27 protein-coding genes and 1 other annotated feature are annotated in these 21,880 nt (G+C 53.0%); of the genes, 22 read left to right on the top strand and 5 right to left on the bottom strand.

The genetic code is table 11. From position 1 onward, the window contains the following. Positions 1 to 23: 23 nt before the first annotated feature. From holB to rsmI, 4 genes are read left to right on the top strand one after another with little or no spacing between them, the layout of a single operon-like run. On the top strand, positions 24 to 1,004 hold the full coding sequence (holB, locus tag IT084_RS14410; protein ID WP_195713600.1) for a DNA polymerase III subunit delta': 981 nt from the start codon (positions 24 to 26) through the stop codon (positions 1,002 to 1,004). Between the two features lie 16 nt (positions 1,005 to 1,020). Next, the gene (locus IT084_RS14405; protein ID WP_195713599.1) at positions 1,021 to 1,950 is read left to right on the top strand and encodes a stage 0 sporulation family protein; all 930 of its coding nucleotides are present in this window, start codon (positions 1,021 to 1,023) and stop codon (positions 1,948 to 1,950) included. Further along, on the top strand, positions 1,841 to 2,155 hold the full coding sequence (locus IT084_RS14400) for an initiation control protein YabA (protein WP_313885492.1): 315 nt from the start codon (positions 1,841 to 1,843) through the stop codon (positions 2,153 to 2,155). Before IT084_RS14405 ends, IT084_RS14400 begins: the two co-directional genes overlap by 110 nt. A gap of 2 nt (positions 2,156 to 2,157) precedes the next feature. After that, a complete protein-coding gene (rsmI, locus tag IT084_RS14395) occupies positions 2,158 to 3,027 on the top strand; it encodes a 16S rRNA (cytidine(1402)-2'-O)-methyltransferase (RefSeq protein WP_195713597.1) in 870 nt (289 codons plus the stop codon). An 8-nt stretch (positions 3,028 to 3,035) separates the two neighbouring features. Here rsmI and IT084_RS14390 read toward each other — a convergent pair whose 3' ends face one another. Further along, positions 3,036 to 3,296 carry an AbrB/MazE/SpoVT family DNA-binding domain-containing protein gene (locus IT084_RS14390; RefSeq protein ID WP_195713596.1) on the bottom strand — a complete coding sequence of 87 codons (261 nt, stop codon included), beginning with the start codon at positions 3,294 to 3,296 and terminating at the stop codon, positions 3,036 to 3,038. A 187-nt stretch (positions 3,297 to 3,483) separates the two neighbouring features. Beyond that, positions 3,484 to 3,756, top strand: a binding site (T-box leader). Positions 3,757 to 3,827: 71 nt separating this feature from the next. Here IT084_RS14390 and metG point away from each other — a divergent pair. From metG to IT084_RS14355, 7 genes are all read left to right on the top strand, one after another. Beyond that, a complete protein-coding gene (metG, locus tag IT084_RS14385; RefSeq protein WP_195713595.1) occupies positions 3,828 to 5,384 on the top strand; it encodes a methionine--tRNA ligase in 1,557 nt (518 codons plus the stop codon). Between the two features lies 1 nt (position 5,385). Further along, positions 5,386 to 6,162 (top strand): TatD family hydrolase, encoded by a 777-nt coding sequence (locus tag IT084_RS14380; protein ID WP_195713594.1) that lies wholly within the window; start codon positions 5,386 to 5,388, stop codon positions 6,160 to 6,162. Positions 6,163 to 6,283: 121 nt separating this feature from the next. Further along, positions 6,284 to 6,820 (top strand): cob(I)yrinic acid a,c-diamide adenosyltransferase, encoded by a 537-nt coding sequence (gene cobO, locus IT084_RS14375; protein ID WP_195713593.1) that lies wholly within the window; start codon positions 6,284 to 6,286, stop codon positions 6,818 to 6,820. A gap of 299 nt (positions 6,821 to 7,119) precedes the next feature. Continuing rightward, a complete protein-coding gene (locus IT084_RS14370; RefSeq protein WP_195713592.1) occupies positions 7,120 to 8,136 on the top strand; it encodes a 3D domain-containing protein in 1,017 nt (338 codons plus the stop codon). 115 nt (positions 8,137 to 8,251) lie between these two features. Next, positions 8,252 to 9,115, top strand: a complete 864-nt coding sequence (rsmA, locus tag IT084_RS14365; protein WP_195713591.1) for a 16S rRNA (adenine(1518)-N(6)/adenine(1519)-N(6))-dimethyltransferase RsmA — start codon at positions 8,252 to 8,254, stop codon at positions 9,113 to 9,115. 21 nt (positions 9,116 to 9,136) lie between these two features. After that, entirely contained in the window at positions 9,137 to 9,607 is a 471-nt protein-coding gene (locus tag IT084_RS14360; protein WP_195713590.1) for a ribonuclease H-like YkuK family protein, read from the top strand. Between the two features lie 175 nt (positions 9,608 to 9,782). After that, complete coding sequence (locus IT084_RS14355) at positions 9,783 to 10,985, top strand: MFS transporter (protein ID WP_195713589.1); 1,203 nt, start codon at positions 9,783 to 9,785, stop codon at positions 10,983 to 10,985. Between the two features lie 67 nt (positions 10,986 to 11,052). On the opposite strand, the gene IT084_RS14350 is transcribed toward IT084_RS14355, so the two are convergent. Further along, on the bottom strand, positions 11,053 to 11,865 hold the full coding sequence (locus IT084_RS14350) for a glycosyltransferase family 2 protein (RefSeq protein ID WP_195713588.1): 813 nt from the start codon (positions 11,863 to 11,865) through the stop codon (positions 11,053 to 11,055). Positions 11,866 to 12,015: 150 nt separating this feature from the next. Here IT084_RS14350 and yabG point away from each other — a divergent pair, with 150 nt between their 5' ends. Together yabG and IT084_RS14340 are read left to right on the top strand one after the other, a co-directional pair. Next, entirely contained in the window at positions 12,016 to 12,900 is an 885-nt protein-coding gene (gene yabG / locus IT084_RS14345; protein ID WP_195713587.1) for a sporulation peptidase YabG, read from the top strand. Between the two features lie 52 nt (positions 12,901 to 12,952). Then, positions 12,953 to 13,435 carry a hypothetical protein gene (locus IT084_RS14340; RefSeq protein WP_195713586.1) on the top strand — a complete coding sequence of 161 codons (483 nt, stop codon included), beginning with the start codon at positions 12,953 to 12,955 and terminating at the stop codon, positions 13,433 to 13,435. 44 nt (positions 13,436 to 13,479) lie between these two features. On the opposite strand, the gene IT084_RS14335 is transcribed toward IT084_RS14340, so the two are convergent. From IT084_RS14335 to IT084_RS14325, 3 genes are read right to left on the bottom strand one after another with little or no spacing between them, the layout of a single operon-like run. Further along, the gene (locus tag IT084_RS14335) at positions 13,480 to 13,701 is read right to left on the bottom strand and encodes a DUF2283 domain-containing protein (RefSeq protein WP_195713585.1); all 222 of its coding nucleotides are present in this window, start codon (positions 13,699 to 13,701) and stop codon (positions 13,480 to 13,482) included. 5 nt (positions 13,702 to 13,706) lie between these two features. Then, on the bottom strand, positions 13,707 to 14,108 hold the full coding sequence (locus IT084_RS14330; RefSeq protein ID WP_313885491.1) for a HEPN domain-containing protein: 402 nt from the start codon (positions 14,106 to 14,108) through the stop codon (positions 13,707 to 13,709). Next, positions 14,105 to 14,437, bottom strand: coding sequence for a nucleotidyltransferase domain-containing protein (locus IT084_RS14325; RefSeq protein ID WP_195713584.1), 333 nt, complete (start codon positions 14,435 to 14,437; stop codon positions 14,105 to 14,107). Before IT084_RS14325 ends, IT084_RS14330 begins: the two co-directional genes overlap by 4 nt. A 153-nt stretch (positions 14,438 to 14,590) precedes the next feature. Between IT084_RS14325 and IT084_RS14320 the strand changes: the two genes are divergently transcribed. From IT084_RS14320 to IT084_RS14280, 9 genes are all read left to right on the top strand, one after another. Then, positions 14,591 to 14,878, top strand: a complete 288-nt coding sequence (locus IT084_RS14320; RefSeq protein WP_195713583.1) for a helix-turn-helix domain-containing protein — start codon at positions 14,591 to 14,593, stop codon at positions 14,876 to 14,878. After that, on the top strand, positions 14,860 to 15,705 hold the full coding sequence (locus IT084_RS14315) for a helix-turn-helix domain-containing protein (protein WP_195713582.1): 846 nt from the start codon (positions 14,860 to 14,862) through the stop codon (positions 15,703 to 15,705). Before IT084_RS14320 ends, IT084_RS14315 begins: the two co-directional genes overlap by 19 nt. A gap of 16 nt (positions 15,706 to 15,721) precedes the next feature. Beyond that, complete coding sequence (locus tag IT084_RS14310) at positions 15,722 to 17,596, top strand: type IV secretory system conjugative DNA transfer family protein (RefSeq protein ID WP_195713581.1); 1,875 nt, start codon at positions 15,722 to 15,724, stop codon at positions 17,594 to 17,596. A 419-nt stretch (positions 17,597 to 18,015) separates the two neighbouring features. Then, complete coding sequence (locus IT084_RS14305) at positions 18,016 to 18,825, top strand: replication-relaxation family protein (protein WP_243276992.1); 810 nt, start codon at positions 18,016 to 18,018, stop codon at positions 18,823 to 18,825. A 72-nt stretch (positions 18,826 to 18,897) separates the two neighbouring features. After that, positions 18,898 to 19,476, top strand: a complete 579-nt coding sequence (locus IT084_RS14300) for a hypothetical protein (RefSeq protein ID WP_195713580.1) — start codon at positions 18,898 to 18,900, stop codon at positions 19,474 to 19,476. A 15-nt stretch (positions 19,477 to 19,491) separates the two neighbouring features. Then, a complete protein-coding gene (locus IT084_RS14295) occupies positions 19,492 to 19,914 on the top strand; it encodes a hypothetical protein (protein ID WP_195713579.1) in 423 nt (140 codons plus the stop codon). Between the two features lie 490 nt (positions 19,915 to 20,404). Beyond that, entirely contained in the window at positions 20,405 to 20,611 is a 207-nt protein-coding gene (locus IT084_RS14290; RefSeq protein ID WP_195713578.1) for a hypothetical protein, read from the top strand. Between the two features lie 180 nt (positions 20,612 to 20,791). Then, complete coding sequence (locus tag IT084_RS14285; protein WP_195713577.1) at positions 20,792 to 21,067, top strand: hypothetical protein; 276 nt, start codon at positions 20,792 to 20,794, stop codon at positions 21,065 to 21,067. Beyond that, positions 21,055 to 21,261: a hypothetical protein gene (locus tag IT084_RS14280; RefSeq protein WP_195713576.1), complete on the top strand. Its 207-nt coding sequence runs from the start codon at positions 21,055 to 21,057 to the stop codon at positions 21,259 to 21,261. The genes IT084_RS14285 and IT084_RS14280 overlap by 13 nt, the downstream gene beginning before the upstream one ends. The last annotated feature ends 619 nt before the right edge of the window (positions 21,262 to 21,880 follow it).

Genomic DNA, 21,880 nt, shown 5'->3' with positions numbered 1-21,880 from the left:
TTAATTTTTTTCGGAGGTGCCGGATGCCGGCTTTACGTGACGTGGTAGGCCACGATAAAATAAAACGGAGTTTATCCTGCGCCCTGGCAACGGGCCGGGTTTCCCACGCTTACCTGTTCAGCGGGCCCCCGGGCGTTGGCAAAAAGACCACCGGCCATGCCTTTGCCCGGGCGCTGCTGTGCGGGCAAAGTGAAACCGATGCCTGCGGTTATTGCGATGATTGCGCCCGGTCGGAGCGGGGTGTGCATCCCGACCTGCATATCATCCGCCCCCAGGGGGGTTCCATCAAAATTGCCCAGTTGAGGGCCTTGCAGGACAGCGCCGCTTATACTTCCTTCAGCGGGGGCAGGCAGGTTTACCTGGTGGAACAGGCCGAAAAAATGACCCTGGAAGCGGCCAATTGTATTTTAAAGATATTGGAGGAACCCCCCCGGGGGGTAACATTTATTTTAGTTGCGGATGAAACCGACGGGTTATTGCCCACGATCCGGTCCCGGTGCCAGTTGTACCGGTTCAGCCCGCTGCCTGAAGAAGAGGTATACCGGGTGGTGGAAGCAAGTAGGGGTGGCGATGCCGGGCGGGCCAGGGTGGCGGCGAGAATATCCGGAGGGTGCCCGGGGCGGGCCCTGGCTTTTCTGGAAGGTGCGGACAAGCGGGACCAAATGTGGGGATTGCTGGACCGCTTGGCCGGGGAACGGCCGTACGGCGCCCTTTTGCCGGTTGACGGGTTGGACGGGCGCGATGACCTGGAGGCATTTATCAATTGCGCCGTCCTCTTTTTCAGGGATGCCCTGGTTTGGCGAATCATCGGCCGGGATGAGTTGCTGATCAACGTTGATTACAGGCAGAATATATCCAGACTGGCAGATATTTACTCGGAAAGGGAAATATTGGATATACTGGTAGCACTGGAAAAAGCGGCCCGCCGGCTGGCCGGGAACGTAAACCATCGCTTGTTGTTGGATACCCTGGCATTTAAAATTGCGGGATTAGGGGACGCGTGAACGGGAGGTATTGTCATTGTCGTACCTGGTAGTGGGAGTACGCTTTAAAAAAGCGGGAAAAATATATTACTTCGACCCCAACGATTTACCGCTGGCGGTGGGCGACGGAGTGATCGTGGAAACGTCCCGGGGCGTTGAATACGGTATGGTGGTAACCGGGCCCAGGGAAGTGCCCGAGGAAGAGGTGGTGGGGTCCCTGAAAAAAGTGCTTCGCAAGGCGGAAGCGGAGGACCTCGAGCAATTAATGGCAAACCGGGAAAAAGAGAAAAAGGCGTTCGACATCTGCCTGGAAAAAATCGCCGCCCACGGTCTGCCCATGAAACTGGTGGACGTGGAGCAGACTTTTGACGGCAATAAAATTATTTTTTATTTTACCGCCGACGGGCGAATCGATTTCCGTGAACTGGTGAAGGACCTGGCGTCGGTATTTCGGACCCGCATTGAACTGCGCCAGATCGGGGTCAGGGATGAAGCCAAGATGATGGGGGGACTGGGCTGCTGTGGCAGGGAGCTCTGCTGCTCCATGTGGTTATCTGATTTTGCGTCCGTTTCCATCCGGATGGCCAAGGATCAGAACCTTTCCCTGAACCCGACCAAAATATCCGGCATCTGCGGGCGTTTGATGTGCTGCCTCAAGTTTGAAAACGAGGCGTACGAGCAGGCCAAGGAAAAGTTTCCCGAGCCCGGCCGGCGGGTAATCACCCCGGACGGTGAGGGGAAAGTAAACGGAATCAACATTTTTAAGCAAACCGTGCATGTTGAGCTCAAGGAAAGCAAGCTGGTCAAGGAATATCCCTGCAGCGCCATAGAAGTTGAAACACCGGTAGGTGATCAGAATGAAACCATTAACGCTAAAACTGAAGACCATGGAGAACAGGGCGCAAGAACTGTTGAGCGAGATCAGAAGTGTGAAAAGCCAGGTGGAAATGCTGGAAACAGAAAATGAAAAACTGAGACGGCAGTTGCAGCAAGTGTATCACTGGCGGGCGAATGAAGCGGGAGACGAGGGTGGCGCTGCGGGTATGGTAACGGGCCGGCAAAACCTGGTCAATTTATACCAAGCCGGGTTTCATGTTTGCAATATCCAGTTCGGGCAAACCCGGGCCGACGAGTGTCTTTTTTGCGCGGCCTTCCTGCGCCGGGAGCGGTAGCCATGGAACCGGGCCCCAAAGGCGTTCTGTATCTTTGCGCCACTCCCATCGGCAACCTTGAGGATATCACCCTGCGGGTTTTACGCGTGCTGAAAGAAGTCGACTTAATTGCCGCCGAGGATACGCGCTACACCCGCAAGCTGCTCAGCCACTACGATATCCACACGCCGTTGACCAGTTACCACGAGCACAACCGGCACCGCAAGGGAGAGTATCTTTTGGAGCGATTGCTGGCGGGGCAAAATGTGGCCCTGGTCAGCGACGCCGGAACCCCGGGCGTGTCCGACCCGGGCGAGGAACTTGTCCGGGCTGCTCTGGAGCAGGGGATAACGGTGGTGCCTCTCCCCGGTCCGAGCGCGCTTTTGCCGGCGATCACCGTCTCTGGTTTGCCGTCGGGCCGGTTTGTTTTCGAGGGGTTTCTACCCAAAAAAAATAAAGAGCGGCAAACGCGCCTATCCCTGCTGGCCGGGGAAACCAGGACCATTGTTTTGTACGAGGCGCCGCACCGGCTGCTTAAAACGCTGGATCAATTTTTGAATGTGCTGGGTGACCGGCGGGCTTGCGCGGCAAGGGAACTAACCAAGCGGTTCGAGGAAATTCACCGCGGAACCATCAGCCAATTGCGAGATTATTTCAGCGCGAACCCGCCCCGGGGGGAATTCGTATTGGTCATCGAAGGCAAAACCGGCGCCGGGGAAGATTCCGGAACCGGCCGGGAGTGGAATTTCCTTGCGCCGGAGGAACACGTGGAACTTTTGACGCGGGAAGGGCTGCACCCAAATGAGGCGATTAAAAAAGTGGCCCGCCTGAGGAATATCCCCCGGCGGGACCTGTACAAGCTTATGAACAAAGAGAAAACTAAAAAAACATGAATATGTACTTACATGGCTTTTTCCTTGACGTTCTGGTACATGGCCTCGGCGCAGCTCCGGCAGACCAGCTTGCCCTTGTAATGTTGCACGTCGGCGGCATTGCCGCAAAATACGCAGGCCGGCTCGTATTTCTTGAGGATGATTTTTTCGTTGTCTACATAAATTTCCAGGGCATCCTTTTCATCGATGCCCAGGGTGCGGCGCAATTCGATGGGAATAACCACGCGCCCCAGCTCGTCCACCTTTCTGACAATACCTGTTGATTTCAAGACTATCCCTCCCCTAAAATGACAAAATTCGACATAAAATGATTTAATTATTCAAGTAAATGGTACCAATGATGTAATTAAAAGTCAACATTTTTTTGAAAATATTTGGTTATTTTTGTATAAAATCTTTTATTCCAGGGAAAACTTGACAAAATACATCGGATTCTTTTAAAATACATATGATTGCCAAAAGGCTGTGATGGAGAGGAGTAAATCCGGGGGAACCGCCCAGAGAGCGGGGTGAGGTGAGAGCCCGCCGGGGAGACCGGGTTGAACATGGCTCCGGAGCCGTCGGCTGAACGGATAGAACGTTGTGGTTCCCATTAGGCCGCACCGGGTTAAGCACCGTTACCACGCTTGGGGTATCGGGAACAGTGTTCCCCGTACCTTAAACGAGACCTTTTCCACCTGGAAAAGGGAAAATAAGGGTGGTACCGCGGATACCATTTCCGCCCCTGGTCAACGGGGGCGTTTTTTATTGGAAGCGGCCATTTTTTGGCCATAATTTCAAATATGGGGAAGGAGTTATTTATGGCGGAAAAGAAAACTTTTTACATCACTACACCCATTTATTACCCCAGTGATAATCTTCATATCGGCCACGCATACACCACCGTGGCGGCCGATGCCATGGCCCGGTTTAAAAGGCTGACGGGCTATGATGTTTGGTTTTTGACGGGTTCCGACGAACACGGCCAGAAAATTGAGCGCTCGGCCCGGGAGAGGGGGCAAACCCCGAAGGAATACGTGGATAAAATCGTGGCCGGTTTCCAACACCTCTGGCGCAGCTTAAACATCAGCAACAATGATTTTATCAGGACCACCGAGGAAAGGCACAAGAAAGTGGTGCAGCAAATTTTTCAGAAGCTGTATGACCAGGGAGATATTTATAAGGCCAGTTACGAAGGCTGGTACTGCACTCCGTGCGAAGCGTTCTGGACCGAAAGCCGCCTGGAGGAAGGAAACTGCCCGGACTGCGGCAGGCCGGTTGAACTGCTGCGGGAGGAAAGCTACTTCTTTAAAATGTCCAAATACGCGGACAGGATGCTGAAGCATATCGAGGAAAACCCGGATTTCATCCAGCCGGTGTCCCGGCGAAACGAAATGGTCAGTTTTATCAAAAGCGGGTTGGAGGATCTTTGCGTGTCCCGGACCACGTTCAACTGGGGCATTCCGGTGCCCTTCGACCCCAAACATGTGATTTACGTTTGGGTGGATGCGCTCACCAACTATATTTCCGCCCTGGGCTACGGGCAGGAAAATGATGAGTTGTACCGCAAGTACTGGCCGGCGGATATTCACCTTGTGGGCAAGGATATTGTGCGCTTTCACACCATTATCTGGCCGATCATCCTGATGGCTGCGGGACTTCCCCTGCCCAAGCAGGTTGTCGGGCACGGCTGGGTGCTGCTGGAAAGCGGCAAAATGAGCAAATCCAGGGGGAACGTGGTAGATCCCCTGATCTTAATTGATAAATACGGCGTTGACGCCATCCGGTATTTCCTGCTCCGGGAAATGCCTTTGGGGGCTGATGCTTATTACTCGGAGGAGGCCCTGGTGCACCGCATCAACCAGGACCTGGCCAACGATTTCGGCAACCTGTTCAACCGCACCTGCGCGATGGCATACAAATATTTCAAGGGGCATTTAAGTGAGCCGGGACGGCCGGAGGGACCCGACGGGGAACTGATCGATCTGGCCCGGGGTACCCCCGGCGCGGTGGAGGAACTGATGGAGCGGCGGGAGATTTCCAACGCCCTGGCAACCATTTTGCGCCTGGTGGGGCGGGCCAACAAGTACCTCGAGGAAACGGCGCCCTGGGCTCTGGCCAAGGACCCGGAAAAACAGGGCCGGCTTAATACCGTGCTTTATAATGTGGCCGAAGTGCTGCGCTTCGCCACCGTGCTGATTTCGCCTTTTATGCCCGGGTTGCCCGAACGGGCCTGGCCTCTGCTCGGGCTTGAGGACAAACCGGAGCTGCATACCTGGGAATCATTGAGCTGGGGCAAACTGCCCGGCGGCACCGTGCTAAAGCGGGGCGAGCCGCTGTTCCCGCGCATTGACCCGGCTACCCTGGGGGAAGAATAACATGCCGGCGGAATTGTTTGATACACACGCGCACCTGTACGACGAGCAATTTGCGCAGGACCTGGACCGGGTGTTTGAGCGCATGGCCGAAGCGTCCGTAACCCGGGTTTTGTGCGTCGGCTATGACCTTGCTTCGTCTGAAGAAGCCGCGGCCATGGCGTTAAAATACCCCGGCGTGCGGGCTTCGGCGGGGGTGCACCCGCACGACGCCGGGGATGTCCCGCCGGATTACCTGGCCCGGCTGGATGAACTGGCCCGCCGCCCCGAAGTGGTGGCCCTGGGGGAGATAGGCCTGGACTATTACCGGGACCTGTCCCCGCGCCCTGTTCAGCAACAGGTGTTTCGGGAACAGCTGGCCCTGGTAAGGGAACTGAACATGCCGGTAATTATACACGCCCGGGACGCCTTTGGCGATTTACTGGATATTTTACGCCGGGACGGCATCAGCCCGGCGGGAGGAGTAATGCACTGCTTCAGCGGCAGCTGGGAGGTGGCCGGGGAATGTATCAAAATGGGCTTTTACATCTCCCTGGCCGGCCCGGTGACGTTTAAAAACGCCGTCAAGTTGAAGGACATTGCCGTACGGGTGCCCGTGGATCGCCTGTTGATTGAAACCGACTGCCCCTACCTGGCGCCGGAACCCCACAGGGGACGCCGCAATGAACCCGCCTATGTGCGCCACGTGGCCGAGCACATTGCCGCCCTGCGGGGCGTATCCGTTGATGAGCTGGCTCGGGCCACCACCGCCAACGCCAAAAGGCTGTTTAATATAGAGTAGATGTCCGTGCCGCAAACGCATACCGGCAATTTTCTTCAAAGAGGAAAATTGCGGAGCGTACGGAGGAAACCACCGGATCGCCTGGTATATAAGAGTATGGGAAAAAAGGAGGGGACGGGTTTTGAGCAATGAAACCAGGGGCCTGACGCTGGTGTTTACCGGCAACGGCAAGGGGAAAACCACCGCCGCGCTGGGCATGGCCCTGCGCGCGTGGGGGCAGGGAATGAAGGTGCTGGTGTTGCAATTTATCAAGGGCGGGTGGAAGTACGGCGAATTAAAGGCTTCGGAAAAACTGGGGTCGAACTTTGAAATCCGGCAGATGGGCGAGGGTTTTATCCGGGACGCCGGTCCGGAGGGGCTCAACGCGCACCGCGAAGCGGCGCAAAAAGCGCTGGAGGAAGCCCGGCGCGCCGTGCGGGAAGGGGAGCACGACATGGTGATCCTGGATGAGATTAATTACGCCATATCCTATGGACTTGTAAACAAGGCGGATGTCTTGGAGCTAATCCGCAACAAACCTCCCCGCATGCACCTGGTGCTGACCGGGCGAAACGCGGCCGGGGAGGTCATTGAACTGGCCGACCTGGTAACCGAGATGCGCGAAATTAAACATCCATTTGCCGCCGGCATTCCGGCTCAAAAAGGAATTGAATTCTAACCGGGTACAATGAAAGTGCAACAGTTGTCCTATGGCGACTGTTGTATTTTTTTGTATTATTTTCCAGAAAGGGTTTTCAAGTCCGGTTAACCATGGTAATGTTATTATGATAATAATTTTTGCCCGGGTAAATTTTTAATTAATAAAGGCATATTAATAAAAAAATAGGTTTTAAATTGGCCCGAGAAAATTTAACTTCAAACGCGGCAGGAAACAACCTGTAACATGGCGAATAACTACCAGTACCCTTTTGCCGTGCATTGGCCTGTCGGTGGCTTACCGGGGAGGGATTTGAAAAAGTGCATATTTCCAGTTCTTATTTGAATAACCATGCGAGACGGCACGCGTCAACCGCCAACTTCTTTTCAAGGCAGGTTGCGGCGGCTCTGGTGGCTGTGATACTGCTCTGCGTGGCTATTCTGGTGGCTTACAATGGCACTAAAAAAGAAATAAAGATTCTGGTTGACGGTAAACAAGTGGAAGTGCAGACTTTCGCCGGTGATGTGGGAACGCTTTTACGGGAAAACGGCATTACCCTGGATGATCAGGACAGGGTTGTACCGGCTCGGGAAACCCGCCTGGAGGAAGGGATGACGGTTACGATCCACCGGGCGGTTCCGGTTACACTGCAGGTGGGGGAGGAGAAAAGCCGGATTACCACGGCGGCGGCAACGGTTGGCGATATCCTGCGGGAAAAAGGGGTTGCCCTGGGTGATAGGGATATCGTGGAGCCCACCATTGATACACCTGTGCAGCCGGGAATGCTAATCCGGGTGGACCGGGTTACCACCCGGATTGTTGAGGAAGAAGTCCCCATTCCCAATAAAATTATCCGGGAAAGCGACAAAACCCTGCACAGGGGCATTATCAGGGTGGTCCAGCAGGGCAGCCAAGGACTGGAGCGCCGGATATGGCAGGTTGTACTGAAAAACGGTAAGGAAACGGAAAAACGGCTGCTGGCCAGCAATGTAATCAAGCAACCCGTTGACCGGGTGGTCAGGGTGGGCGTCTTGCAAACCGTATCCCGCGGGGGATATGAATTGAGATTCTCCCGGGCGTACGACATGGTGGCCACGGCATATACCTATACCGGCAACAACACCCGCACGGGGGTGCCGCCCCGGGTGGGGACGGTGGCGGTGGACCCTTCGGTGATACCTCTGGGGAGCCGTCTATATATCGAGGGCTACGGTTACGGCCGGGCTATGGATGTGGGCAGTAAAATCAAGGGGAACCGGATCGATGTATTTATGGAAACCCATAGCCAGGCCCTGCGCTGGGGCAGGCGAACGGTCAAGGTATACCTGCTTGAGTGAAAGGAGGGCGATTAAGCCCTCCTTTTTGACATTTTGCCGCAAATAGGGGTAATATATATTTAGGCTTCAAGTGAGAGAAAATACAGAATAGAACGTTGTTATTTGGAGGCAAATTATGGGTTCCCTGTCCCCGGGCACGGTTAAGGATTTAATTGGGCGGTACAACTTTCGGATTAAAAAAACATTAGGGCAAAACTTTCTGGTTGACGGTAATATAATAAAAAAGATCATTGAAACCGCCGGCCTCAAACCCGGGGACGTGGTCGTGGAAATCGGTCCGGGGCTTGGTTCGCTTACCTGTGAAATGGCGGAAAAGGCGCGGCGGGTGATTGCGGTTGAAATTGATCGCAGTTTGTTTCCCATTCTGGAAGAGACCATCGGCAGTCTGAACAATGTCTCCCTGGTGGAAGCCGACGCGCTAAAAACCGATTTTGACCGGCTGGTTTTCGACGCGGTGAGAGAACCCGCGGTTTACAAAGTTGTGGCCAATTTACCTTATTATATTACCACCCCGCTAATCATGCACCTGCTGGAAAAAAGATTTTCCATCAGCCGTATGGTGATCATGGTGCAGGAAGAGGTGGCCCGTCGCCTTACCGCCCGGCCGGGAACCCGGGAATACGGGTCGCTCACCGTGGCCGCCAATTATTACGCACGGGTGGAAACCGCCTTTCGGGTACCCCGCACCGTTTTTATTCCCCGCCCGGAAGTTGATTCGGCGGTGGTTAGCCTGGAGGTAAGGGATCAACCCGCCGTTTCCGTGCTAAATGAGGAGCATTTTTTTGCCCTGGTCAGGGCGGCTTTTCAGCAAAGGCGCAAAACCTTGATCAATGCCTTGAGCGGTATGCGCGATCGGGTGCCCAAGGAAAAATGGTCCGAAATTTTACGACAGGCGGCCATTGACCCGGCGCGCAGGGGGGAAACCCTGGACTTGCGTGAATTTGCACTCCTGGCCAACCTGTACACCCAAACCAGCTAATTTAAAAGGAGATGGACCGGGTTGTTTTTTATAAGTCCGTCCAAGGGCAAGCTTTCTTTTAACGAGATGATGGAAAATATCATGGATTACATCAGGGGCTTGCCCAGTTCATCATATAAAATTATCGTCGGCACCGATTCCATGGTCAGGGAGGAAACGTGTTTCATCACTGCCGTGGTGGTGCACCGGCTTGGCAAGGGCGCAAGGTATTATTACCGCAAAAAAAGGCACCGGAAAATTAAAAGCCTGCGGCAGAAAGTGTTTTACGAAACGGCCCTGAGCCTGGAACTGGGTGGGCAAATCGCCAAGCATTTTTCCGAAAGCGGTTTTGACGATATGCAGGTGGAGATTCACATTGACGTGGGCGTACAAGGCGAAACCAGGGATTTGATTAAAGAGGTTGTGGGTATGGTCACCGGAAGCGGCTTCCGGGCCAAGATCAAGCCCGAGGCGTACGGCGCTTCCAGCGTGGCGGATAAACATACGAAGTAAATTTCTGTTGGAATTATCAGTTGTCCCAAAGAATATTAAAAAATGTGCAAAAATAAGCAACTTTAAAATATAAAGGCATTTGAGAAAACGTGTAGAAAATTATTAATTACACGTTCTTTTTTTATGCGAGACGCGGGTTGTGAAGGAAAAACCGGGTTTTTAGAGGGAGACCGCCATGAACGGCGACTTGACCAAGGATCAAAATAAACGCGTTTTTTTCCTGGTGATGGTTCTCATTTTCACTGATACGCTTCTTTACGGCGCTGTTGTGCCTTTAATTCCCTTTTACACCAAACAATTTCAATTAAACTCTCTGACGATTGGTGTGGTTTTCGCGGCTTATTCCCTGGGATTGCTGGTTTTCAGCATCCCCCTGGGGCTGATAGCCGAAAGGTACGGGTATAAAAAAGTTTTTGGAGCCGGAATGCTGGGGCTGGCGCTGACCACCATGTTTTACGGTGCCGTCAACGGCCCGTGGATGCTGCTGGCCAGCCGGTTTACCCAGGGTGTTGCGGCAGCCGCTTCGTGGACGGCGGGGTTGGCCATGGTGGCACTGTTATATCCCCGGCAGCAGGGGGAAAAGCTGGGCCTGGTTATGGCGGCCATGGGTTTGGGTACAATTTTGGGCCCGCCAGCAGGCGGCGTGTTATACCATTTTCTTGGGTACCGGGGGATGTTTACTTTGCTGGCGGTATTTTGTTTGATCCTGTCGCTGGTTGTATTGAAGGCGGACTTCGGCCCCCTGGCCGGGGGAAACGGGAATGCGGGGTTTTCCGCCCGGGGGGCGACAAAGAACACGGGTTTGATATGGCTGGGCGTGGTGGTGGTGATTTCCAGCAGCAGCGTCGGCATGTTGGAAATTTTATTGCCCAATTATTTCGACCGTCGTTTTGAGTTGGACAGCTTGCAAATTGGCCTGTTATTCGGTGTGATGGGCCTGGTGCATGCTTTTAGTGACGTCGGAGTGGGTATTTTGTCGGACCGGTACGGGTACGCTCCTTTTATCTACTGGGGCCTGATCACCAGCGCCATTTGCCTTCCGTTTCTGGCCCTGGCGCCGGGATTAATACCGGCGCTGGCGGTTATGATCCTGTTGGGTATAACCCTGGGTGCGGCCCTGACGCCGAGTCAACCGCTCATGTATCACGTTGTTGCTGCCGGCCGGGACCGGGGGCAGGAGGGCGGGGCCGGGCTGGCCTACGGCATCTTCAACACCTGCTTTTCCCTGGGGCTTTTAGTGGGGCCGGCGCTGGGCGGGGTACTGGACAATTTTTTTGGTATCCTGGCCGGCCTGAGTTTCTTTGGTGCGGTAATTATGTTGACGGCAGTGCTTTTCCGCTATAAGGTTGAAAAATATCTTTCCACATTATCAACTTAAAAACTTGTCGGCCGGCAAACAACAGGATCCTGGCAAAAGCTGCCAGGATCCTGTTGTTTTTTTTAAATTAAAAATAATCACCGGTTAAACCATCGCTTATAAATGATTCCAACAAATCCCAGCGCCGTTCGTTGTGGTAACCGATATATTCCCTTCCATCCAAGGTTCTGTGGCCCGGTTTTCCGTTCCTGGCATGCAGGGCGGACAGGCAGTCGCCGGTAATGGTTTCCAAAATTTTTTGGGTGTGATGGTTGCTTCTCAAGGAGGAACCCAGTAGTAAATGAAGTGTTTCGGCGTGTACCGCCACTTGCAACCCGGCCCGGGCGGCCCTGGCCAGCAATAACGGGGGAATGGCGAAGTCGGCGGGGTCCGCCAGTTCCAGCAAGCGGGCCGACACGGCGTGCGGGCCGTGGGAAGGCGTGGCGGAGCCGATCTTTTCCAATAGGTTTAAATGTTGGTTAAGTTTTTTTCTGATTTCAATCAGGCGGACCGCCTCCGGGCTCAGGCCGCGGTAATTTCCAGCCGGGTAACAGTTGGTGAGGGCCAGATCCGTTCCGTTATCCCGCACTGCCCGGATCAGTTGCCGCAATATTTCCCCGTCAACCCCCTGCATGTCTCCATCCAGAAAGAGCACGCCCCCGGCACGCAGTTTACGGGCCAGAGCCGCTCCCACCGCCCGGGGGACATCTATTCCCAGCGGTTCGGCAAAATACAGCGGGGCCAATAGCGGGCAATTCATTTTCAATAGTACGGATAATGAATTATCGGTGCAGCCGTTCAGCACCGGGATAACCAAGTCCAGTAAGTCTACGGGCAGTTTGGCGATTACCTTCCCCAGGCTGCCGGCTTCGTTTTTTGCGGGTATAACGGCCACAAACATAAGCGGGCCCTCCTGTTAACAGCATTTGGAAAGGTATTTTAGATTATGCTGAAATGCTGTAAATGTTTCATCTGGAAGTTTTTATAACCGGATATTCACACCTGCCCACTGGTGCTTCATAGAATGTAAAAAATAGTGGAGGGTCTGCCTATGGGAGAAATCAATGTAGGTGATGTGGTTGGGCGAAAATCGTATGGCCTGGATATTTATTTTAAAGTTAAAAAGATTAATGAAGATGAAAACGGCAATAAAATAGCCCGCTTAAACGGGCTGGACATGCGCCTGTGCGCCACGGCTCCACTGGAAGACCTGGTTCCGATTGAGGCGGCCAAGGTGGCTGAATACTGGCGGATGGCCATGTTGAAAAATCATGAAGCAATGCGCCGTGTTTTTACGCGTCGCAAGCAGGAGCGCCAAAAAAACCTCATGCGGTCGGTGGAGGGGGATGATGCCAACCCCGGGGAGATAGATAGTTTTGACGTCCCCGGCAGGGTATTGCATGTCGACGGGGACGGCGAATACCTGGATCTTTGTATGACCACCTACCGCCAGCTGAAGATACCGGCGGACGGCTATAACATCCCGGAAAAGCAGCAGGCTGAAAAAATTTATGATTTGCTGCAGGAACACAGGCCGGATTTGCTGGTACTCACCGGGCATGACGGTTTTAAGAAAGGTGCCAGGGATTTCACCGATATTAACAACTACTATAATTCGATCCATTTTGTGGACGCCGTAAGGGCTGCCCGGCGCTACGAAAAAAGCAGGGATGATCTGGTAATATTTGCTGGAGCCTGCCAATCCCATTACGAGGCTTTGCTGGAAGCAGGGGCTAATTTTGCCAGCTCGCCCCAGCGTGTGCTGATCCACGCCTTTGACCCTGTTTTTGTGGTTGAAAAAATCGCCTACACATCAATTTATGATCCGGTTCCCCTGCGGGAGGTTATTGCCGGTACAATTACCGGTTTTGACGGTATAGGGGGCATGGAAACAAGGGGGAAACACCGCCTGGGTGTGCCCCGGTCGCCTTATTGAAGGGATCAACTTTTTTTAGCTGCCAAAAGACACCAGTAAAGGAGGGGGTATAATGGAAAGACATTTTCGCACTTTGGAAAAGGTCAAGGATCGAATTTTAAAGTTGCCGAATGTCAGGGGTGTGGGCGTTGGATATAAGCGGGTGGATATGACCCGCACCGATAAACCGGCTATTATTGTCTTTGTTGAAAAAAAAGTGGCTGCAAAGGAATTGCACCGTGCACACAGGGTGCCGGCTAAAATAAACGGGCTGGATACGGATGTTATTGAGATCGGGCGGGTAAGGCTGCTGAAGGAAAGATCCAATAAAATACGCCCGGCCCTTCCCGGGAGCAGTATCGGACATTATAAAATCAGTGCCGGCACTTTTGGAGCTGTGGTAAAGGATAAAAAAACCGGTGAAAAGTTAATTTTGTCCAATTGCCACATCCTGGCCAACGGCAGCAGCGGTAATGACGGCAGGGCGAAAATTGGCGATCCCATTTTACAACCCGGCGGTTGCGACACTTTATTGAAAAGCGGTAATAACGACTGAAAGCCGGTATTCCAGCCGGATTCCAATTGGTTGTCAATTTGTGATTATCCCCCGGCATAGTTATGGGCATTAAGCATAGTTATGCCGACCATTTTTCCAGCTTGGTAACGTATAATTAGACCGTCTTCGGTTAACTCGGTATCATCCGCTTCCACCGGTTCTCCGAAGTGAATGTAGAGTACGTCAGCCTCATCATCGTAATGTAGGATAATTTTCTTTTGGCCCAGGGTCGATACCAGTTTTCTGGTTTTTTGTTTTCTAGCCATTTTTTTCAACCTAATGTCATGGATTCCAAAGTGGTTTTTATTGTTCTTAAGAATCTTTTTGCTGCTTCCAATTGGCTTTGGGCTTCTTCTTTACTGACTAAATAAAAATCGGCGTAATCAGATGATTCTCGTCTCACCCGGGCTTTGTTAAAATCCTTGCCGGTAGCACGGTCAACTATATTGGTTTTAACAAAATGTTGATTGAATAGAGAAATCACGCCGCTATGTTTTTTGCTATCAAGTTGTTTCAGGGCTAATAGAGCTCTTGCTGCATTAAACATGGCATAATATGAGCGCCCAAGAGAATCGTTGTACATGCCGGCGTAAAAAAGTATTTCTGCTGATTTTAAATGATCTTGTGCTCTTTGGAGACGGTATCGGGCCAAATCAATGCCATTTCCACTCACAGCGTTACCCCGTCCCTCGTGATTTCTTGATAAAACAGGGTTTGGTGCTGTTGATTCTTAAGGAATTCCGCAGTGGTAAGCACTACAGGGGATATTTTTGAAGCATAATTAAGTTCCACGTCCAACAGAATGTCGCTTATTACATCTAAAACTTTATCGTCCCTGTGGTTGACGATTAAAAGTATGTCAATATCCGATTCATGATCAAATTTGCCTGTTGATTTTGAACCAAATAGTTTTAAGTCAAATAAATTGTCGCCAAGGGCATTTTTTATCCGGGTGGAGAATTCGCCGAGTGCTCTTTTTTCATTTTTACTTAAAAATAGCATAGCGCATCAACCTCTTTGAATAGTTACAAATAACATTATACCATATACTGTCAGTTAGAACAACTGAGGGGAATTCCACATACATCCTGTAATTTGCAACAACAAGGCCATTGCTTTGTTGTTTTTTCATTTCCCTGGAGGGAGGTTAAGTTTATGGAAAAAACCTTGGTTATCCTCGACCCGACACTTAGAGGCGGGTTCACACCCATACCGAACGCCGTGCTGACTGCAAGCGGGTTGTCCCTGGAAGCAAAAGGTTTGTATATGATTATATCGGCGTTTGTTTACGGCGGCGGAACTTTTCCCGGCCGACATGAACTGGCTAAAGTAACGGGATTTCCGGTAAAGAAGGTAAACCGAATTATCGAGGAGCTCGAGCGGGAAGGTTATCTTTCTGTTTTCACCCCTGGGAGGGAAGATGAGTGCAAGAAAAGACACTAATCATAATGGACCCCACCTTGAAAAAGGGGTTTACTTCCATACCAAACAAGGTACTTTTTGCGCCGAATCTATCGATGCCGGCAAAATGTCTATATTCAATGTTGCTCGCCTTCGCCTGGCAGGAAAATGAATGTTTCCCGGGGCAGGAGAGACTGGCTCAAGCGGCTGGGTGCACGGACCGGACAGTCAGAAAATACTTGGATGAGCTCCGGGAGTTTGGATTAGTCTCCTGGATTCAGCGAGGCCTGAATCAAACTAACATATACTACATTCATGACATCTCTGAAAATGATCGCCTGGAACCCTTGGGGGACGCGGACCGGAAAGAGCGTTCCGGTCCGGACCGGAAAGAGCTTTCCGGTCAAGAGCGGAAAGAGCTTTCCGACAGAAAAATACTCAGTAGTAATAATGTTGTTGTTGTTAAGGAGCCGCCTGTCGAAAAAAGTCGAGAGGATAATATCCCCGAAAGCTCACCTGCCGACGAATCAAACAACAACATCAACGAGCTCCAGCAACAAGCGGAAAAAGCCTGCGGGGCACAGCTGCCGGCGAAGCTGCTTGAGAATCTGGTCAAAAAATACGGCCAAGAAAAAGTGAAAGAGAAAATCCGAATGCTCGGAAGCGTGGAAACCAGAAACGCCCCGGGCTTTCTTATTGTTGCGCTGCGTGATGATTACATCCTGCGCCCGGGGCGTCAACAACAACAAAGCACGAGAGCATCGCCGAAACAACAAACCGGGCGTAAGGCGGCCAACACCGCCGGCACGGAGCACGACGACGAAGCCCGGCGGCGGAAAGAGCTGATTAGGTCACTATATATGAATTGATGGGGGGCATATAACGGTGATACATACCTTTCGTAACTGGCTAACTGAAGTTCCGGGCAAATACAAATGGCCAGCGCTGGCCAGCCTGGGCTGCCTGGCTCTGGTTGTCATATACCTAGTGGACGTTTGGCTCCTAGGGACTGCCGCGGCATTCATCATGGCTATAATAGACGGGCTAAAGCATTTCCCGGTCCCTCCCGATTTCAGCCTGGTTACCTGGTATTGGCAGCACCCGTTTTTCACCGCCCGGGCCTGGCTGTTTGCAGCGGACAAGCTGTCCAACCCCGAAATACGTACCTGCTGGATATTCCTAAACAGCGTCTTGGTTACCTTGGCCCTGGCCGGAGTTACCGCGGGCAAAGTAAAGGCTTTTAGGAAGGGCAACAGCATAGACCACCGGGACATCCGAAAAATCAGATTCAAAAAAGTGCAGTTCGACATCAACAAATACCTGGCCCGCACGCCCCAAAACCAGTACTTCCTCGGCCTGGACGACCAGCGGCGGCCTGTGGTGCTGTCGGCTGTCGAGATGACCGAGCATATTCACATCCTGGGCGGCAGCGGCAGCGGCAAAACCGCATTCGGCGTAACACCCATATGTATCCAAGCCATTCGCAAAGGTGCTGCCCTGGTAGTAATCGACTTCAAAGAGGACCGGCAGGCTATTCAACTGCTGGCCCGGGAAGCCAGGGAAAACGGTAAAAAGTTTTATGTCTTTACCCTGGACCCGAGTGCCAACAGCAACACCTACAACCCCCTAGCCAGCGGTAACGCACTCAACAAAGCGGAGCGGATCATGACCGCGCTGGAGCTGGTATTCCAGGGGGAAGCCAAGTTCTACAGCTATGTACAGCAGGCCACATTCATCCCGCTGCTGAAAGAGTTGGACCGCCGGGGAGTGAAATACACCCTGGGCGACATTCACGGTATTTTATTGAACCCGGGTTTGGTATCCAAGCTGACTGGCCAGAGGGTGGACGAAAGCCAGATCAAGGGCCTGACTGCCGCTTTAACACCCTATGCCGACCTTTTGCAGATCAACTCACCCTGCCCGGATATCAATCTGGCGGAAATCATGAGCCGCGGTGACGTGGTATATTTCGATTTGAAATCCGCCCTGGCTCCGGAGACCAGTTCGGCCCTGGGCAAAATGATAGCCCAGGACCTGCAGTACCAGGCGGCTTTTCGCACGCCGCAATCCATGCTGGCGGTCATAGCCATCGACGAATTCCAGAACATGGCCTGCCAGGCCTTCCGGAACGTTATTTCCAAAGTGCGGAGCGCCAACTACAGCCTGGTGCTGGCCAACCAGGCCATGGGCGATTTGCAGGCGGTGGGTGACGACTTCATCAACACCATCCAGGTGAATACCAGGACCAAAATCATTTTCAACGCCGACACGCCGGCTGACGCCGAGCTGTTTTCGCAGTACACCGGCACCGTGCTGCATACCGCCACCAGCTGGAGCGAAAACAAGACAATGACCAGCGGTCTTCTGCAAAGCGTCAACAACCAGCGTAACACCATGGGTAAAAACATCACCGAAATAGAAATGCCCTTGCTACACCCCAACCTGTTCAAAGCCATGCCCCCGGGCAAGTCGGTGATCATCAGGCGCGGGCGGTTGGCCACCCTGGCCAACCACACCTACCTGATCCCTAAAGCCGAAAAGGATCGGCTGGAACAAACGCCGCTGCCGGTACCCGAGCCGCCGAAGCCGGGCCCGGAAACAAACACGGTGACGGAAATGCTGTTTAGGGCCAAACAAAAATTGGTCCAGGCGGAAGAACCGGGGGATCAAGCCGGTAATGATGGTAAGCAAAACCAGGCTGTGATGGAAAGCGGTGGCAACAAAAACAGCAACGCGCGGGCGGAAGAGGTTGTCCTGTAGCCAGACAGCAACCGCCATATATGGCAGTTGCTGTCTGGCTTTCACCCGGCGCCACCCCGCAGAGGTACCCCGCAGACAGCCTCCCCGCTTCGCGGTGTGGGCTGTCTGCGCCGTCCTCCTGCGAAGCGCCTGGTGCCTTTAGCCCGCGCCGTTGCTGTTTTCCTCCGCCTGTTGTTTGCCGTTTTGCGGCAAACAACGGCGGAGTTGGAGCAGGCCCCCCGCCAATGGTCCGTAGCTCACTTCGTTCGCACGGACCATAAGCGGGGCTTCGGCCTGCGGCGGCACCCTCGCTTCGCTCGGGCAAGGGGGCTTCGCCCCTGCCGCTCTCCGGCCTTCGGGGTTCGCGCTCCGCGCTCACCCGGCCTGCTCCAGCGGCCCTGCGGGCCGCCCAAGGGGAATGGGGCGCCGCCCCCTTCCCCTTGGAACCCCATACCCCCGCCGGGGGTTATTTAACCCCCGGACCCCCGGCGGCCCTGCGCTCCGCCGGCAATTCGGCTTCTTCGCCTCATTGCCCGCCGGCTGCGCTACGGGCCGTTTTTGCCCCGGGCTACCTTGGGTTACTATGCACAGGAGGTGGTATTATCGCACGCATAACCAAAGCCAAACAGTTAACAGAACGGGATAAAGCTATTCTTACGGACCTGGCCAGGTGCCGGGTCTTGTCTTTTGCCCAAGTCAAGAACGCCTACTGGCCGGCGGCCAAGGAACGTACCTGTGATGACCGGCTGAAACAGTTGCAAAAGGCGGGGTATATTGCAGAGCATACCGTAAATGCTGAAAAGCCGGGCACTTTCATGAAGGTTTACAGCTTGGACACAAAGGGCAAACGCTGGGCTACCGGCCCCGAAGGGCCGGGCCTGGATCGGAGTATTGTGTTCACCCACCCGGGCAAATCCAACGAGATCGTGCACCAGGTGCGGACGAATGAGGTTTACTTTACCCTATCCGACAGCGAAAAAGCAACCTGGCGGATCGGCGATGCCATGGAGATTGAGCGCGGGGTTTTTGAAGGGGGAAGTGACTCGATAATCCCCGATGCCTGTTACGTCAGTGACGCCGGCGAGGAAGTTTTTGTGGAAACTGATTGCGGTAAATATACTCCCACGCAGATCCGCGAGAAGGTGGACGGGTTTGCCGGCAAAAGGACGGTATGGGTGTGCCCCGCCGGGCGGGAACAGACGCTGGCCAGGTATGGCGCTACGGGGGAGTTTATGACTTACGTTGTGTAAGGGGGAATAGACCTGGTTGTAGTTACGGAAAGAGATAAACAAGTGCTGGGGTTTTTGGCCCGGTGGCGGTTTGTGACGCTGGAACAGCTGTTCAAGGCGGGTGTATTTAATAGTGCCCGTAATACTGCTTATAGAAGGCTGCTGGTTTTACGGCGAGGTAAGTTGATAAACGGCGGGCAGCTTGGTCGTGGCCGGATGTATTATTACCTGGCTCCCCGGGGCGGTGAGGCGATTGGTTTGGTGCTTCCCTGGTATGCGAAGGTTTACCGCAATGCCGGCATAGATGTGGTGTTAAAGCACTTGGTGGCATGTGATTTCGCCCTGGCAACGGGGGTTGAGTATTTGCCGCGCCGGGAGGTGTTAAGCCGGTGGATGGATGCCGATTATGACGTGCTAGCCAAGTGCTTTCGCGGTTCGGATTTGTTTTTCGAGAAAGAAGATATGTTACACGTTTTGGTGATCGATTACCAGTATTCGTTGAAGTACCTGGTGGAAAGGGTCAGGCTTTATGGCCGTCTGCCGCCGGAGTTGCGGGAAAAACTGGTGGTTAATTTTCTGGTGTTCGCGGAAACCAGGCAACAGCAGGTTTTAGAACTGGCAAAGGATGTTGGGATGAGGGTTAAGGTTTTAAAGGCCAACTGGAAGTATTGAGGGGAGGGTTTACGTGTGGAAAAACACGTATTTGAGATAACCAGGCGGTGTTTGCAACGTTCGTTGAGTGTCATGCTCCCCGGGCCGGATGTGGTTGGCGAGCCGTTTTGGGCGTTGATGAGTATTGAACCTGACGGGGAGACGAACGGCAATTATTACGCCGTGTGGCAAGAGGGGAAAAGGATTGTGCCGCTGTATCCGGGCAGGAAGCTTGCCCAAGATTACCTGGCTAAAACCGGTGAACATGACCTGGCGGTGCGGGGTATCAGTAAGGAACACCTGCGGGTGCTGCTGGAGTTTCAGAAACGCGGGTGGATACAGCTGGGTGTTTGTGTGCCGGTGGCGGCCAGTCCCACCGGTTACGGGGTTTACCTTCCCACAGCGGAGGATATTGAACGGATGGTTAAGGAGTTGGGTTATAGCCTGGATGATGTTTAAGTGGTGTGAGTCGCCGGACCGTCGCTTTTGGGGTCATGACTTTGGGGTATAACGCGACCGTCCGGCTCGGTCTTGTGGGGCGGCATATTCCAGCCAGCTTTTGGGGCCGGGCTTTGGGGTCGGACGGAAAATGCCGCGGGGAAGCGGAAGCGCCGCCGGCGCGGCGCCTTGGTTTTCGCCTATCGGCGGCCTCATTATAGCGCCGGCTCTTTGGCCCTCCAGTAAAGGGCAAGGGCCTGCGGCATATCCTCCCGGCCCGTCTTTGGGGTTTTTCTTCGGGGTCCCGGGCCGGTCCGGTATTCCTCAGCCTCGCGCATGCGCGACCCTTTACTGGAGGGCACGCCGGCGCTGGTTCGGCCTTTAAGCCGATAGGCGAAAAACGGCGGGGTTTGATGAGGGGACGATTTGGGGATTGGGAATCCCCAAACCCCTGTATGGGCTTCGCCGGTGTTTCCCGGACATTATTTTTTATCAAAGGGGGCGGTTATGTATGGAGAAGGTGTGGAAAGTCAGGAAGACGGTGCAGGGGATTTGGGCGGTGTACAACGAGGTTTCTTTGTTGGTGGAGTGCGGCACTCTGGAAACGGCGGTGGAGTGGTGCTGGAACTACGGCGCCAAGGTGGTGGTGGAAAACGTGATCGTGGATACCGGTTATGATTGCGGGGATCCGCGACATTTCGCGGGAAAGGTTGGGTGATGTGCGGCAGTTGCTTGTAGGCGACGGGGTGCATTAACGGGAAGGTGGTTGGGTATTTGGCGGCGATAGTTTTTAATATGGGAGGCATTACACCTTTCTGCCAGCAAGCGAAGCGGGTGTAATGCTCTCCCCCGAGGGGTAACCCCTGGTGCCCCTTATTTTATCAAAGGAGGGGTTATTGTGGTAGATGTTGGATGTGCTGAAGGGCAAAAAATTTATATAGATTTGGTTAATCGCCGTAAACTTGCGGAGATGGTGGATGTATTACTTGAAAAACCGACGGGTGAATGGTGGCCGCTGTTGTCTGAACTATGTTTTGTGGATTTTATGGCGGTTTTGGCTATAGTGGTTTCGGGATGTAGCGGATTCAAGCGGCAAGAGTTAAGGGCGAAGGTTTTGAAGATTAAGCTGTTACCGACCGGTAATGAGGATTACAAGATCGTGTGGGGGCTTTAAAATCATTGCCGGTTTGCCCGGAATTGTACCTGAAATTAATTCATAAAGAGTTTGGTGAGTTGCCTGTGTCAGAGCTTGAGGTTTTGGCGAAGTCGTTAAGGAAAACGACGGATTCGATGAAAAAGCCTGATAATTTTAATGCAGGCATTAAGACTGGCACTTACCCATTACCACGCTGGTTAAAAGCGCTTTAAAGGGCGTTTACGGGCGTCTGAGAGGGTATTAATTGGTTGGTTGGTTAGTTGGTTGGGTAAGGTAAATGGTAAGGCTGTGTAGTGGCTACTAATGCCCGGGTGTCACATGGGTATTTCGTGGCCACTATATGGCCTGAATGAAAGGTGGTGGTGCCTGTACAGACAAAAGGAAAATTTTTCTGTCACAATGACAAGAAAATGGTAAAATAATGTTGGGAATACTGGACTGAGGGCGGGCCTCACCTGCCGGGGATGGAAACATCCATGAAAGGGGGTGAGGCGGGATGATCACAATTAATGATGCGGTACAAATTGTCATAGCAGTGATTCTCCTGTTAACCCTCGTTGTTCAGCTAACTAACCGCGGCAAGTAATCAAAAACCTCTGAAACTGCCGCTAACAGTTTCAGAGGTTTAAGATAAAACCCCGGTTGGTGGGGACCTCGAGCCGTTTTCAGTTTCAGTATTCCCATTTATAAAGGGGTGATAACTTCTATCCTGAAAATTAATGATCTCGCTATAAAAAAGGCAATAACAAACTAACCCGACTAATCCATTCTTCATAAAATGGATTCGGACAGCAGAAGGATAATATACTAACTTACAAAATTAGGCTATTG

This window comes from Desulfallas sp. Bu1-1 (assembly GCF_015594625.1).
Classification (GTDB): Bacteria; Bacillota; Desulfotomaculia; order Desulfotomaculales; family Desulfallaceae; genus JADNRQ01.
This window is presented reverse-complemented; position numbering and strand designations above follow the sequence as displayed.